Below are 14,651 nucleotides of genomic sequence, written 5' to 3' on the forward strand. Positions count from 1 at the left end.
GAATAAGAAATAGAAAATCGTTTCTACTACATTATCTACAGTAACAGCATTATCATCTGTAGGTGCTATCTCTAGTTTGCCTAATACCGTTATTAAAAATGTTCAGGCATTAGATGAAAATACAGTAGAAACAATTCAACAGGTACAACCAACAGTTAGAACAGATTTAGAAAAGGAAGTAGAAGATAAGAACTCTACTGTTATTTCTACTGGAGCTGCATTACAGGGAGCAGAATATCAGAAAAACAGTTCAGAGGAAGCATTAAACAATGCGAAAACCAACAAGAAAGAAAATGATGAAAAGCTTACTACTTCACAAAATCAGGTTGATCAGACTCTTGCGAAAGAAGTAAAAGATAGAGCTCAGGTCGTTTTACAGCTACAGGAAACTTTATCATCACAGAAACAGCAAAAAGAAGCTTTAGATAAAGCTGTAGAAGAAAAGCAGAATCAATTAAAGGATGCGCAGGATAAATACAACAAAGCGCAAGCTAATTATAATGATTTAGCTGATAAGAATAAGGATGCTTTAGATAAGTTGAATCAAGCTGAAGAGGACAAGACTCAATATGAAAAAGACCTTGCCAGCTTAAATGATCAGTTGACTACTTTAAATAAAGATATTGAAACAGTTACTACAAAACTTAATGAAGAAAACAAGTCATTAGAAAACAATAAGACTACTCTTAGTCAGTTAAATACAGAAAAACAAACTCTAGAAACAGATCTAAAGGTTTCTACTGATAAGCTTAATTCTTTTAAAGAAGCACTTAATAAACAGCCAACAACTGAAGAAGTAACTCAGTTACAGAAAGACATTGATACTCTTGAAAAGGATATCGATACTAAGACAACTCAGTTATCCACTTTAGACCAGGAAATTAATAGCTTAACTACTTCAATTGAAGCACAGACTACAACTTTTAATGAGACAACAAAGAAAAAGGATGATCTAACTAAACAGTATGATGCTTTAACTACACAGGTTAATGAAGCAAAAACAAATCTAGTTACTGCAAAAACTAACTACGATGCAGCTAAAAAAGCAGTGGATGATCTTAAAAACAATGTTGATACACCAGAACTTGCAAAATTAAAGTCTGAACTCTATCAATTACAGAAGCAGCAGTCTGCCTTACAAGCACAAGTGGACGTTACTAGCAGCAAGTTAAAAGCAGCTGAAACTGAATTAGCCAATGCTTATACAAAATATGATAACAACGTTGTCAACTTCTATAAGGAAGTCTACAACAATACTGGTAATTTAGATGCTTATTATGCTTATACAGAATTAGAAAAGTATGATGGTATAAAAGTAGGATCAGCGACTATTTATGATAGCAAGAATTACGATAAGACAATGGCTTCATTATCTGATTTAAAGGAAGCACTTAATTATATTAAGATGTGTAACCAGATTAGAGCATATGAAGGTGTAGCACCACTTAAAGTCTCTTATTACCTTCTGGCTGTATCCGCAATCCAGAACGAATTTACATCTGTAAAATGGGGACATTCAGAAATATATCCATTCGCTGAAAATATATATGGAAGTTCAAGAGATTACAACTCTACAGACTTCTTAGATCAAAACGGCAATTTGGATGTAGCCTATTTAGATAAACTTGGAAGAAATCAAAACCTAGATGTATTCAATACACAAAGACAAAATCCATTTTATGGATGGTGGATTAAAGAAAAAGTAAAATACGAACAGACTAAAAATAAAGATGATGCTGGACATTATTTCAACATTATAGATGAAAATTATACTCTGACTGGATTTAGCCATAATAATCAACTACATAATAGTGGTTATTACACTTGGGGACAAGTATTTGCAGAAGGCCTCGTTGCAGATAAATTGGATGGTAGTGGTCAAGTAAGTATCACAGGTCAAAGTGTAGATGAATTTGAAAAGACATTAAATGCCTGGATTTTAAAGAAGGCTAATGGAGTTCAAATTGAACAGAATAAAGTTGATGCTGCAAAAGCTGAAGTTGAAAAGGCGATAAATGCACTCAATGATAACAAGCAGAAAATCAGCACAAAACAGACTGAAATCAATAATTATAAGGATAATGTAAAGGCACAATTTAAAGCTGCAGAAACATCTTATAACAACGCTAAGAACACATATGATAATCTAGTCAATCAGCAGTCTTCAGTAAAAGCTGAATTAGATAATACTTCTAGTACACTTAACGCACAAAAGGATGCTTTAACTAAACTAGAAGATCAGTTAAAAGCTAATAAAAAGGAGAAAGTTACTTTATCTAAGCAGATTACTGATGAAAAAGCATTATTAGCTCAAAAGAAAGAAGAACTTGCAAATGCCACTAAAGATAAGGCAGAATTAGAACAGGCTCTTAAAGATGCGAATGCTGATGTTGATCGTATCACTGCTTTAATTGATGAAAATGATAAGAAGATTAAAGCACTTGAGTCAGAAATTAACACTAACAAGCAGAATATCAATGCATATAATGCTGAGTTAAATACTTTGAACTCTAAAGTTACTAGTAAAGAAGCTGAAAAAGATGCATTATCTGCCAATATTGATATGTTAAATACTGCAATTAATGCATATAATAAACAGTTAGAAGAATGCAACAAAGCAAAAGATGCATTAGATGCTGCTAAAAACAATTTTGATAATGTTCAAGCTGAATATGAGCAGGCTGTTGAAGACCAAAAAGCTCAAGCTGATGTCGTAGCAAATACTACCAAGAAGCTAGATAATGCAAATGAAAGTCTTTCAAAAGCTCAAAGAGCTACTGCTGATTGGGAAGGTATTAAAGCAGGTGCCAGTGATCATTATGCACCTTATCATGATGAAGTATTAGATAACTTAATTGATACTGTATTAGTTTATGTAAGTGCGAAAGATGCTGCTGGTTCAATTGAAACTAAACTTGCTGATGCACAGAAGGACTATGATGAAAAGACAAAGAATTATGAAGATGCTTTAAGTGCCTATAATGCGGCTCTTAAGGAATACAATGGTGCAAAGGCTGATTTAGATGCATTTGATGCAAAATATGGTATTGTCACAAAAGATACAATTACTTTACCTAGTGAAATGACTTATACTGGAAAACAAATTAAACCAGAAGTTGTAGTCAAAGATAGTAAAAGTAATGTTGTTGAACCAAGTGAATATACAATCACTTATGGTGATAATACAGAAGTTGGGGAAGGTAGTGTTACTATTAAATTAAGTGACGAGCATTATGTTGGTACTATCACTAAAACATTTAAAATCGTCTCTCCATCTACTGATAAAGATGACAATACGACTCCACCTGCAGATAAGAAGGACGATGTCACAACTACTCCTTCTGATAAGAAAGATAACGTTACTGTCACTCCAACACAAAAGAATAATACGACAGTAAAATCTGACAAGACTTCTACTACTGTAAAAACAGGTGATTCATCACCAATCGTACAATTTAGTCTATTATCAATGCTTTCTATGTTCTTCTATACATTATTAAGAAGAAAAGAAAATAAAAATTAATATGAAAGGTACCCAGGTATGATAGCTTGGGTACCCTTTTTACTGATATAAAATAAAAACCTCGGATAAACCGAGGTAATTAACAGATGGCGTCCACGAGGGGATTCGAACCCATGACCGCACGCTTAGAAGGCGTGTGCTCTATCCAGCTGAGCTACGTAGACATTTGTCTTTCGACTGCTTATGTATAATACCATGACTTTTCACATAATGCAAGCACTTTTTTCATTAATATATGTGTTGACTTTATTAAATCACCTCACATATAATAATTATCAGTTCGATAACACTAACTATTATTAGGTGAGACTAATTAAGGAGATGACTATGAAAATTATTTGGATACTACTAGGATTTATATCTTTGATACTCGGTACTTTAGGAATTGTACTTCCTATTTTACCTACTGTTCCTTTTTATATGGCAACTGTATTCTGTTTTGCGAAAAGTTCAGATAAGCTTCACCACTGGTTTACGCACACAAACCTTTATAAAAAACACTTAGATAGTTTTGTACAAAACAGATCTATGACATTAATGACTAAATGTGAGATCATGGGTATGGTTACAGCTATTATGTTAATAGGGTTCATCTGTATGAAAAATGTACCTGTAGGAAGAATATGTATTGCGATTGTCTGGGTCTTTCATATTCTTTATTTCTTTTTCCAAGTCAAGACGATAAAGAAAGAAGAGACAATCAATGAATAAAGTAGAAAAAAAGAGAATTAAAGAACAGGAAACGATTGAAAAGATGATTCATATCTATTGTATAAAGAATCATCATACAAAAGAGTTATGTTCTGAATGTAAGGAATTAGTGAATTATGCAAAAGCACGTAGTCAAAGATGTCCTTTTATGGCAGAAAAGACATTCTGTGCACATTGCAAAGTGCATTGTTATAGGCCTGAAATGAGAGAAAAAATCAGAAAGGTCATGCGTTTTAGTGGCCCTAGAATGATCATCTATGCCCCTAAAACAGCTTTATGGCATATGCTATGTACTATAAAAGAAAGGATATTAAAATGATTAAAACAAGATTAATACAATTGTTATCACATTCTAAAAAATATATTGTTTATACAGTATTCTGGCAATGGATTTCATTACTCGCACAGATCACTGCTGTATTTACTATTGCAGACTTATTGGGTCATGTATTGAATAATACGCTTACTATAAGTCATCTTAAATCTACATTTTTATTATTACTAGGAGTCATAGTGATTCGCTATACATGTGAACGTATGAGTGCTCGTACATCATACCTAGCTAGTGTGGATGTAAAACGTATATTAAGAGAAAAGATTTATGATAAGATGCTTAAACTCGGAGCATCTTATAATGAATATGTATCTTCTTCTGAAGTGGTACAGATGTCTACAGAAGGAGTAGAACAATTAGAAACATATTTTAGCAAATATCTCCCTCAATTATTTTATAGCTTACTTGCACCAATCACATTATTCATTATATTAAGTCGGGTAAATCTAAAAGCAAGTATCATACTATTAATCTGTGTACCACTTATTCCTATATCTATAGTAGCTGTACAGAAGTTTGCGAAAAAACTATTAAGTAACTATTGGTCTACTTATACAGGACTAGGAGATTCATTCTTAGAAAACTTACAAGGATTAACAACTCTTAAAATATATCAGGCAGATAAGATGAAAGCAGAAGAAATGGATCAAGAATCCGAAAAATTCCGTAAGATTACTATGAAGGTTTTAACTATGCAACTCAATTCTATTAGTGTGATGGATATTGTCGCTTATGGTGGTGCTGCAGTAGGAATGATTATTGCTTTATTAGAATATCTTCATGGACATATTAATATGCAGGGTACTCTCTGTATCATTCTTCTAGCCAGTGAATTTTTCCTTCCCTTAAGACTACTTGGATCTTTTTTCCATATTGCAATGAATGGGATGGCAGCGAGTGATAAAATCTTTAGAATTCTTGATATTCCTGAAATAAGTTTTGGAAAAGAAGTATTGTCTGATCATAGTTTAGATATCTTATTGAAGGATGTTCATTTCTCTTATGAAGAGAATAGAGAAATATTAAAGGGTATTGATATGACATTACAAAAAGGATCCTTTATCTCATTAGTTGGAGAATCAGGATGTGGCAAGAGTACAATTGCTGGTATTCTTGCTGGAAAGTATAGAGGATATACGGGTGATATCACAATTGGTGGTACTCCCTTAAAGGATGTCAATGAAGAAGATTTAATGAATCATGTTGTATTGATTAGACATAACAGCTATCTATTTAAAGGAACTGTAGAAGAAAATCTTCATATGGCAGATCCTCATGCTACAAAAGAAGAAATGGAAGCAGTACTAGACAAAGTAAATCTTTTAGGTTTTCTTAACTCACAAGATGGTATAAAAACAAAACTATTAGAAAAAGCATCTAACTTATCGGGTGGTCAGTGTCAAAGATTAGCCCTTGCTCGTGCTTTACTTAAAAAGGATGTATCTGTCTATATCCTTGATGAAGCAGCTTCTAATATTGATATTGAAAGTGAAGAACTGATTATGAATGTCATTCATGAATTAGCCAAAACAAAAACTGTATTACTTATTTCTCATAGACTTGCCAATGTAGTAAAAAGTGATCATATCTACTTCTTACAAGATGGACAAATCAAAGAACATGGTTCACATACTGAATTAATGAATCAGAATGGTGCCTATAAACATTTATATGAAGCACAGATGGCTTTAGAAAACTATGGAAAGAAAGGAACTGTATAATGAATAAAACAAATCGTAGAAGTGCTATTCAAATTATGGGTCAGTTGATTGGTTTAGTTAAACCACTCCTTATTTTTATGATTGCTGCCATTCTGCTTGGTACTGTCGGCTATTTATGTGCGATCTTCCTGACTATCCTTGCAGGTCAAGTACTTGCTCATGGACTTATTCCACAATTATTTTTTCGCATAAGAAATCCACGTCTCGTCTTTATGCCTGTTAAAACAATCTTGACTATAATGATTGTGATTGCTTTATTACGTGGTATTTTGCATTACCTCGAACAATACTGCAATCATTATATTGCCTTTAGATTACTTGCCATTATTCGTCATAAGGTCTTTGAAGCATTGCAGAAGCTATGCCCTGCTAAACTAGAATCTCGTGATAAAGGAAATCTTATTTCTATTATTACTACAGATATAGAATTACTAGAAGTATTCTATGCACATACTATTTCTCCTATCTGTATCGCATTCCTCACTTCTTTATTTATGGTACTCTTTATTGGACATTATCATTATTTAGCTGGATTACTTGCACTTATTGCTTATATTATTGTTGGTGTGATTATACCAGTTATTAATGGCAAACTGGGAAGTGCTGAAGGGATGAGTTTTCGTAATAATTTTGGTGAATTAAACAGTTTTGTATTGGATTCCTTACGTGGATTAGATGAAACAATCCAATATAATCATGGTGAAGAAAGAAAACAGGAAATCATTGAACGTTCTAAGCAGCTTGCAAAACAGCAGGAATACTTAAGCTATAGAGAAGGGGCTCAGCGTTCTATCACAAATACAGTTATTCTCTTAGCTTCATTTGGTATGCTTTTCTTAACGCTATTCCTTTATCTTAATCATGAATTAGGTTTTGAAGGTATTATTACATCTACTTTATCTATGATGGGTTCATTTGGTCCCGTAGTCGCTTTATCAAGTCTTTCTAATAACCTCAATCAAACCTTAGCAAGTGGTGAACGTGTTCTTTCACTTCTTGAAGAAAAGCCTCTTGTAGAAAAAGTAGAAGGAGACAAAGAAAGCAATGATTCCTTTAAAGGAGCTGCACTTAATCATGTTACTTTCTCATATGATGATGAAACAATCCTAGATGATAATTCATTAAAACTAGAACCAGGTAAGATTACAGGAATACATGGTGTGAGTGGTTCTGGTAAATCTACAATACTAAAATTATTAATGCGTTTCTGGGACGTGAATCAAGGCTCTATTACTGTAGATGAAGAAAAAATCAAAGATATTCCTACAAAACATTTACGTAACATGGAAAGTTATGTCACACAGGAAACTCATCTCTTCCATGACTCTATCGCAAATAATATTGCGATTGCGAAGAAAGATGCTACACGTGAAGAAATCATGGAAGCTTGCAAAAAAGCTTCTATTCATGATTTTATCATGACTTTACCTAAAGGTTATGATACAGAAGTAGGGGAGTTAGGTGATACATTATCAGGTGGAGAGAAACAAAGAATAGGAATTGCGCGTGCATTCCTACATGATGCACCAATGATTCTTATGGATGAACCAACATCTAACTTAGATTCACTCAATGAAGGTATTATCTTGAAATCATTAAAAGAATCTTCAAAACAAAAAACAATTGTTCTTGTATCACATAGAGTATCTACAATGAATATTGCAGATACTGTTTATGAGATGAAGGATGGTAGAATTTCTTAATAAGAGGATGTTCACGCATACTTTTTTCATGCTAAGATAATAATGAGGTGAACAACTATGTTGTGTGATTATCATGTACATACTATCTATAGTGATGATTCTGTTTATGAAATGGAAGAAGTTGTAAAGGATGGTATAAAAAGAGGAATTAAAGAATTATGTTTTACTGATCATGTAGATTATGGCATTAAAAGAGATGTAGATGATCCTCTTGGTCCTGTATATCTCAATGGACAACCTATAACCAATGTTGATTATCCTAAGTATTATAAAGAATATCTGTATGTAAAAGAAAAGTATAAAGATCAAATTACACTTAAGCTAGGATTAGAATCTGGTATCCAGGTACATACAATTCCCCAATATGAAGCTTTATTTAAAGCTTATCCCTTTGATTTTATTATCCTTTCCATTCATCAGGTAGATGATTTAGAATTCTGGACCGGAGATTATCAAAAAGGGAGAACTGAAGAAGAATATTATACACGATACTACCAGGAATTATATGATGTAGTAAAGAACTATAAGAATTATAGTGTTCTAGGTCATATGGATCTCATGAAGCGTTATGATGATCATGATGGCTATGATAGCTTTAATAAGCATAAGGATATCATTACAAAGATTCTTCAAATCGTCATCAAAGATGGCAAGGGAATTGAAATCAATACATCATCAATATGCTATAAACTAGATGATTTAATGCCTTCTAAAGATATACTAAAACTTTATTTAGAACTTGGTGGTACTATTATCACAATAGGGAGTGATAGTCATCAAGAAGATCATTTAGGTGCCTATATAGAAGATACTAAAAAGCAGTTAAAAGCATTAGGCTTTACACAGTACTGTACATATAATAAAATGATTCCTGAGTTTCATAATTTATGATATTCAAATTATATTGAACAATGCACATTTTTTTCATATTTTTGTGTAAATAATGCGTATTTTTATGTAAAAAAGCACTTGCAATACATCTCTTGGCATGTTATTATACATGAGCAGTCAAGAGATATGTCTACGTAGCTCAGCTGGATAGAGCACACGCCTTCTAAGCGTGCGGTCATGGGTTCGAATCCCCTCGTGGACGCCATCTGTAAATCACCTCGGTTATTCCGAGGTTTTTTTATAGTTAAAAAAATATTTAAAACACCTATAAATAGGCATTATGAGCAAATACTTCAACGCATTTTATTTCTAAATCCTTTATAATCATAGATGTAGAAAGGTTTTGGTGATAAATATGAATAAAAATAATTACTCTTTATATCGTTTAATGAATATCTATATGAATGATTCTCTTGCAGGAATCCGTTTCTTCTATAATATCAAATGGCCTCAAGGCTTTGTTTGTGAAGAATGTGGTAGTTCTCATTATGTTTATGCTGAGGAAAATAGATGTTTCATCTGTGCTCATTGTGGACATAAAGAAGACTTACTTGCACATACTGTCTTTTCAGAATGTCTAGATAATCCGAATTCTCTTGTCTTAGGACTTTATCTATGTCTTACAAGCAAGCGTAGAGTGACTCAGAAAGAACTTGCACAGCTTGTAACTATTCCTACTAAGAGTGCTGCAATACTTATTAAGAATACAGAAATGATTGATGAATGTAATATCCAGGAGGATATTATTAAGAAGATGTTTGAAGTAACTGAAAATCCTTTATTAAAAAATGTATCTTATAGTAATAAGAATGACTCAAATCGTGCTATAATACCAACGAAAGCAGGGTGATTTATATGACAGAAACAACAGGTTCAATTATTAATATAGTGAATACTGGTCAGGTGATTACATTAACTGTAAAGTATATGGTTGATCATCATGTTTATTCATTTAAAGAAGAAGCTGTATTAAAGCCAGCAAGACAATTACTATTATTTAAATCTAAAAGAAAAGTACCTGTGTTAGGTACTTTAAGAGTAGGACAGGAAGTCACTGTCTATTATGATGAAAAGCATCCAAGTACTGCTTATCTTAAAGATAATGCGAGATAGAATGTTTATAAGTTTCTAGGAAGATGATAAAGGATAGAAAGCATAGCCATTCAAACAAGCCTGTAATATCTGCAAGAAAGTATAATACAGTCGTTAACATAAGACATAATGATATCAATAGCTGCAGGAGCTTATAGGCTAAGTAAGTATGAGTTTGATGTAAATCATAGAGAAACATTACAAGAGTAATGACTATGAATACAATTCCAATAAAACCTATATAAGTATGACATTCTGAAAAGAAGTCATGACTTGATCTTTTAAAAGGCATAAAAAGACTTATAAGAAGACATAGACCCGATATATGGACAAGTGCTTTACGTTTCGTGATTTGGTATAACTGATACCAGTAATAGATTAAAAACACAAAGAAAAAGCACTGCATTGGATAATGATATTGTGGCATGCTCATAACTCCAGATAAATTATTATGTATTAAACTGAGTCTGGATGCAAAATATGCCAGTATTATAAGAAAAATGATATGTACCATAAAAACCTCCTGCTTCATTATAACTGCTTCTATTTGAGAAGAGTAGAAAGATATGCTAAAATATATTAAATGTGATAGGTTGAACATATTGAAAGGAGTATTATGAAACACAATAATGTTAAAATCATGCCTCTAGGTGGACAAGCCGAAGTAGGCAAGAGTATGTACAGTATAGAAGTAAACGGAAAGATTTTCATCATTGATGCAGGTTACCGTTTTCCGGATTTAGATAAGCTTGGTGTTGATATCATCATTCCAAGTTTTGATTATTTAATTGAAAGAAAGAAGGATATTATCGCCATCATTATCACCCATGGACATAATGATGTTATGGCAGCATTACCTTATTTATTAAATGCTATTCAGGGTGTTCCTGTATATGCACCTAATTTAACTGCAGACCTCATTGAAATGATGATTGATCATTATCAAAGACATCAGAAAAAGAATCTTCATATGGAACTCATTCGTGTAAAACGTGATGAATCTATTAAGATTGCTGGTATCCCAGTAGAATTCTTCCCTGAAACACATTCTATTCCTGGAAGTGTTGGTGTAGCCATCTGGACACCTGATGGATATGTTGTATATGGTGGAGAATTCATTATTGACTTTGGTTCTCCTGAAGGATTTAGATGTAATATCCAGAAGATGATGGAGATTGGAAAGAAGGGCGTTCTTGCCTTAATGGTTGAATCATCAGGTGCAAGTAATCCTGGTTATACTTCACCAAATCATAAGCTTACAAATAAGATTGAATCTATGTTTGAAGATGCATCTGGTAGAATTATTATTTCTTCTTATGCCCAGAACGTCTTTAGAACAAAAGAAATCGTAGAACTTACTAAGAAATATCATCGTCAGATTGTCTTCTATGGTCGTGATAAGTATGATCAGACAAATAGTATTATTCGTTTAGAAAAGACAACACGTGAACCTGTTATTACTGTTCCAAGTAAATATCTAGGTAAGAAAGAAAATGTAGGTATTCCTGCAAAGGATTCTAACTATGTTATTCTTTTAAGTGGTGCACCTAATACAATCTATAATGATATTTGTGATATTTTAGATGGTGGAGATGAACTATTAAAAATCAGAGAAGGGGATACATTTATTGTTGCTTCTCCAGTACTTCCCGGTACTGAAAAAATTGCGAATAAAGCACAAAATGATTTATTTAGAACTCCTGCTGATGTTCACATTCTTAAAAATAAAGAATTACCATCAATGCATGCATCTATCGAAGATATCAAAGTATTTATTCAGTTATTTAATCCTAAGTACTATGTACCAATCAAAGGTGAATATCGTCGTTTTGTAGCTAATGCACATATTGCCAATGAAATGGGCATTGATAATGATCATATCGTAATATTAGATAATGGTGAGAAGTGTACTTTTGAAAATGGACAGTTAGATGAAAATCGTGAAGTCATTGAAATCGAAGATGTCATGATTGATGGTATTGGTGTAGGTGATGTTGGAGAAAAGGTTATTGATGACCGTATCCAGTTATCTAATGATGGAATTGTAGTCGTAGGTGTCACTATTGATTCACGTACGAAAGAAATCATTGCCCAGACAGACTGCCAGACACGTGGATTTGTTTATTTAAAAGATTCTGGTTATGTCATTAAAGAAATTATTAATATCTGTGAGGGTGTTGTTTCTAAATTAAAGGATGATCCTCAAATGGATGTTCAAGATATACGTAATGAGATGAAAGAATTATCTATGCGTTATATTATGAAAGAAACAGGTAAGAAACCTGTATTCATTGGTGTTGTAGTAGAAATATAAGCAGGATTTATTCCTGCTTTTTAAAACTATGAAAGGAAGTGAAAACATGGCTGAAAAGAAAACAAAGAAACCTAAAAAAGCACCTGTATCCAAACAGCCAAAAAAACAAGAAGAACCTAAATCTAACAAGATCAAAGTAAGACTAATTGCCTTATTCTTATTGTTTATATTCTTTATTAGTATATGTCAATTAGGAATAGTAGGCGGATTCTTCCATACACTCATGGTTTATATTTTTGGTAGTATGATGATTTATCCAATTCTTATTATACTCTCTATTATATCTGCTTATTTTGTTATAAAGGGAGAAGCACCTCAATGGAAAGGACCACAAGCTATAGGGCTTGTTATGATGATTATTGGTATCTTACTTATTTGTACATATGCAGGTAATATGCATTCTACAGGTAGTATGAATAACTATATAAAACATGATGGTGTAACAAGTGGTGGTTTAATAGGTTCATTATTATATGCACCACTAAGTGCTTTATTTTCTCCTATTGGAACGCTTATTTTTGGTATTATTTTACTGCTTGCTGGTCTTGTATTATTCTCTAGTAAGTATATTCATCAATATAGGATCAAGCAGAATGAAAAGGAAGCACAGGATGCAGTAGAAGTATTTGAAAACAAGAAAAAAACATCTAAAGTGAAAGATTTCTTTGCACCTAAACAAAAAGAAAAGGGATTCTTCCCTGATAAAGTTTTTGAAGAGAAAGAACCTTTAAAGGAACCTGATATAGATCTTACTTTTAATCAAAAGAGTATGCGTTTAGATATTGAAAAGAAGAAACCTAAAAAGATGGAATACAAGGATGGTGTTTATCAGCTTCCTTCATTTGATATATTAAATCCTATTCGTAATACAGGTAATTTATCAGAAGAAGCCAAACATGCTAAAAATACAGGAAAAATTCTTGAAAACATGTTTGAAGAATTTGGTGTCAATGCAAATGTAGTACATCTCTATATTGGACCTACAGTTACTAAATTTGAAATTAAGCTAGAAGCAGGTACACGAGTTAATCGTATCTTGCAGTTGCAGGATGATATTCAGCTTGCATTAGCTGCCAAAGAAATTAGAATTGAAGCACCTATTCCAGGTAAACCTTATGTTGGTATTGAAGTACCTAATAAGACAGCCGCTATGGTCCCATTTAATGAAGTTTATCAGCTTTCCATGCGTGATGATACATGGGATAACAAGTTAGCTGTTCCGCTAGGTAAAGATGTATCTGGTAATCTTATTGTCGCAGAACTCAATAAGATGCCTCATTTACTTATTGCAGGGGCGACTGGTTCAGGTAAATCAGTCTGTGTGAACTCTATTATTACTTCTATTCTTATGAAAGCAACACCAGATGAGGTAAGACTCATTCTTGTGGATCCTAAAAAGGTTGAATTATCTAATTATAATGGCGTACCTCATTTATTATCTCCTGTTGTCACTGATCCTAAAAAAGCAGCAGGTGTATTACAGCAGGTTGTTGCAGAAATGGAAAGACGTTATGAAGTTTTTGCAGAGAATGGACAGCGTAATATGGAATCCTTTAATATTTATGCAAGAACGTTCAATGAAAAGGCTAATGATGAAGATAAAAAAGAAATCATGCCTTATCATGTTGTGATCTTAGATGAAGTTGCTGATTTAATGATGGTCGCTTCTAAAACAGTAGAAGATTGTATTATGCGTATTTCACAAATGGCTCGTGCTGCAGGTATTCATCTTATTGTCGCAACACAACGACCATCTACTGATATTATTACAGGTGTTATCAAAGCTAATATTCCATCACGTATTGCCTTTGCAGTGTCTTCAAGTGTTGACTCACGTACAATATTAGATGCAACAGGGGCTGAAAAACTACTCGGAAAAGGGGATATGCTCTTTAGTCCAATGGGTTCTAGCTCACCAGTACGTGTACAGGGTGCATTTGTGGCAGATGAAGAAGTAAGTCGTGTTGTAGAATTTGTTTCTAAACAGATGGATGCAAATTATGATGATAATTATGTCAATGCGAAAGAAGTGTCCAATGGTGGCTCTTCAGTCAATGATTCTTTAGATGATACAGAAGAAGAATATGAAGAATGCCGTGAATTTGTCATTAAAGAACAACGTGCAAGTACTTCTTTATTACAAAGAAGATTCAGAATTGGCTACAATAAAGCAGCTCGTATCATGGATCAATTAGAACAAAATGGTGTTATTGGCCCACAGATAGGTTCTAAACCAAGGGAAGTTTACATTCGAGGTTATAGCGAAGAAGATATTTAAGGTATCTTCTCAGACTGTTGACAAACTAAATGTTAACAGTCTTTTCTTTTAAATTTGAAGAGTATATGATAATATAGTTACTGT

General features: G+C 32.9%; 10 protein-coding genes and 2 tRNA genes. 11 read left to right on the top strand and 1 reads right to left on the bottom strand.

Translation table 11 applies throughout. From position 1 onward, the window contains the following. Positions 1–76 precede the first annotated feature (76 nt). Positions 77–3,523, top strand: a complete 3,447-nt coding sequence (locus ABUA27_RS02160; protein ID WP_349820136.1) for a coiled-coil domain-containing protein — start codon at positions 77–79, stop codon at positions 3,521–3,523. Between the two features lie 87 nt (positions 3,524–3,610). On the opposite strand, the gene ABUA27_RS02165 is transcribed toward ABUA27_RS02160, so the two are convergent. Further along, positions 3,611–3,687 (bottom strand) — tRNA-Arg (locus ABUA27_RS02165). A gap of 163 nt (positions 3,688–3,850) precedes the next feature. On the opposite strand from ABUA27_RS02165, the gene ABUA27_RS02170 reads away from it, so the two are divergent. The 10 genes from ABUA27_RS02170 (at position 3,851) to ABUA27_RS02215 (ending at position 14,567) form a co-directional block, all read left to right on the top strand. Next, the gene (locus tag ABUA27_RS02170; protein ID WP_238634482.1) at positions 3,851–4,234 is read left to right on the top strand and encodes a YbaN family protein; all 384 of its coding nucleotides are present in this window, start codon (positions 3,851–3,853) and stop codon (positions 4,232–4,234) included. After that, positions 4,227–4,553: a nitrous oxide-stimulated promoter family protein gene (locus tag ABUA27_RS02175; RefSeq protein ID WP_129981462.1), complete on the top strand. Its 327-nt coding sequence runs from the start codon at positions 4,227–4,229 to the stop codon at positions 4,551–4,553. Before ABUA27_RS02170 ends, ABUA27_RS02175 begins: the two co-directional genes overlap by 8 nt. Then, positions 4,550–6,289: an ABC transporter ATP-binding protein/permease gene (locus ABUA27_RS02180; protein WP_349820137.1), complete on the top strand. Its 1,740-nt coding sequence runs from the start codon at positions 4,550–4,552 to the stop codon at positions 6,287–6,289. The genes ABUA27_RS02175 and ABUA27_RS02180 overlap by 4 nt, the downstream gene beginning before the upstream one ends. Beyond that, the gene (locus tag ABUA27_RS02185; protein ID WP_317375598.1) at positions 6,289–7,992 is read left to right on the top strand and encodes an amino acid ABC transporter ATP-binding/permease protein; all 1,704 of its coding nucleotides are present in this window, start codon (positions 6,289–6,291) and stop codon (positions 7,990–7,992) included. Before ABUA27_RS02180 ends, ABUA27_RS02185 begins: the two co-directional genes overlap by 1 nt. A gap of 57 nt (positions 7,993–8,049) precedes the next feature. Beyond that, positions 8,050–8,883 (top strand): histidinol-phosphatase HisJ family protein, encoded by an 834-nt coding sequence (locus ABUA27_RS02190; RefSeq protein ID WP_349820138.1) that lies wholly within the window; start codon positions 8,050–8,052, stop codon positions 8,881–8,883. Positions 8,884–9,011: 128 nt separating this feature from the next. After that, positions 9,012–9,088 (top strand) — tRNA-Arg (locus tag ABUA27_RS02195). 150 nt (positions 9,089–9,238) lie between these two features. Next, positions 9,239–9,733: a transposase gene (locus ABUA27_RS02200; protein ID WP_129981466.1), complete on the top strand. Its 495-nt coding sequence runs from the start codon at positions 9,239–9,241 to the stop codon at positions 9,731–9,733. 5 nt (positions 9,734–9,738) lie between these two features. Next, positions 9,739–9,996, top strand: a complete 258-nt coding sequence (locus ABUA27_RS02205; protein ID WP_022425557.1) for a DUF3592 domain-containing protein — start codon at positions 9,739–9,741, stop codon at positions 9,994–9,996. Between the two features lie 595 nt (positions 9,997–10,591). Then, positions 10,592–12,289, top strand: a complete 1,698-nt coding sequence (locus ABUA27_RS02210; protein WP_349820139.1) for a ribonuclease J — start codon at positions 10,592–10,594, stop codon at positions 12,287–12,289. A 46-nt stretch (positions 12,290–12,335) separates the two neighbouring features. Then, positions 12,336–14,567 (top strand): FtsK/SpoIIIE family DNA translocase, encoded by a 2,232-nt coding sequence (locus tag ABUA27_RS02215; RefSeq protein ID WP_238634483.1) that lies wholly within the window; start codon positions 12,336–12,338, stop codon positions 14,565–14,567. The last annotated feature ends 84 nt before the right edge of the window (positions 14,568–14,651 follow it).

This window comes from Catenibacterium sp. RTP21428st1_D7_RTP21428_210409, from assembly GCF_040227455.1.
In the GTDB taxonomy this organism is placed as follows: Bacteria; Bacillota_I; Bacilli_A; order Erysipelotrichales; family Coprobacillaceae; genus Catenibacterium; species Catenibacterium mitsuoka_A.

Excerpts from the sequence above, each read along its gene's own strand:
- ABUA27_RS02215 (WP_238634483.1), top strand. The coding sequence starts at position 12,336 with ATGGCTGAAAAGAAAACAAAGAAACCTAAAAAAGCACCTGTATCCAAA.
- ABUA27_RS02205 (WP_022425557.1), top strand. The coding sequence starts at position 9,739 with ATGACAGAAACAACAGGTTCAATTATTAATATAGTGAATACTGGTCAG.
- ABUA27_RS02190 (WP_349820138.1), top strand. The coding sequence starts at position 8,050 with ATGTTGTGTGATTATCATGTACATACTATCTATAGTGATGATTCTGTT.
- ABUA27_RS02170 (WP_238634482.1), top strand. The coding sequence starts at position 3,851 with ATGAAAATTATTTGGATACTACTAGGATTTATATCTTTGATACTCGGT.
- ABUA27_RS02200 (WP_129981466.1), top strand. The coding sequence starts at position 9,239 with ATGAATAAAAATAATTACTCTTTATATCGTTTAATGAATATCTATATG.
- ABUA27_RS02175 (WP_129981462.1), top strand. The coding sequence starts at position 4,227 with ATGAATAAAGTAGAAAAAAAGAGAATTAAAGAACAGGAAACGATTGAA.
- ABUA27_RS02185 (WP_317375598.1), top strand. The coding sequence starts at position 6,289 with ATGAATAAAACAAATCGTAGAAGTGCTATTCAAATTATGGGTCAGTTG.
- ABUA27_RS02180 (WP_349820137.1), top strand. The coding sequence starts at position 4,550 with ATGATTAAAACAAGATTAATACAATTGTTATCACATTCTAAAAAATAT.
- ABUA27_RS02210 (WP_349820139.1), top strand. The coding sequence starts at position 10,592 with ATGAAACACAATAATGTTAAAATCATGCCTCTAGGTGGACAAGCCGAA.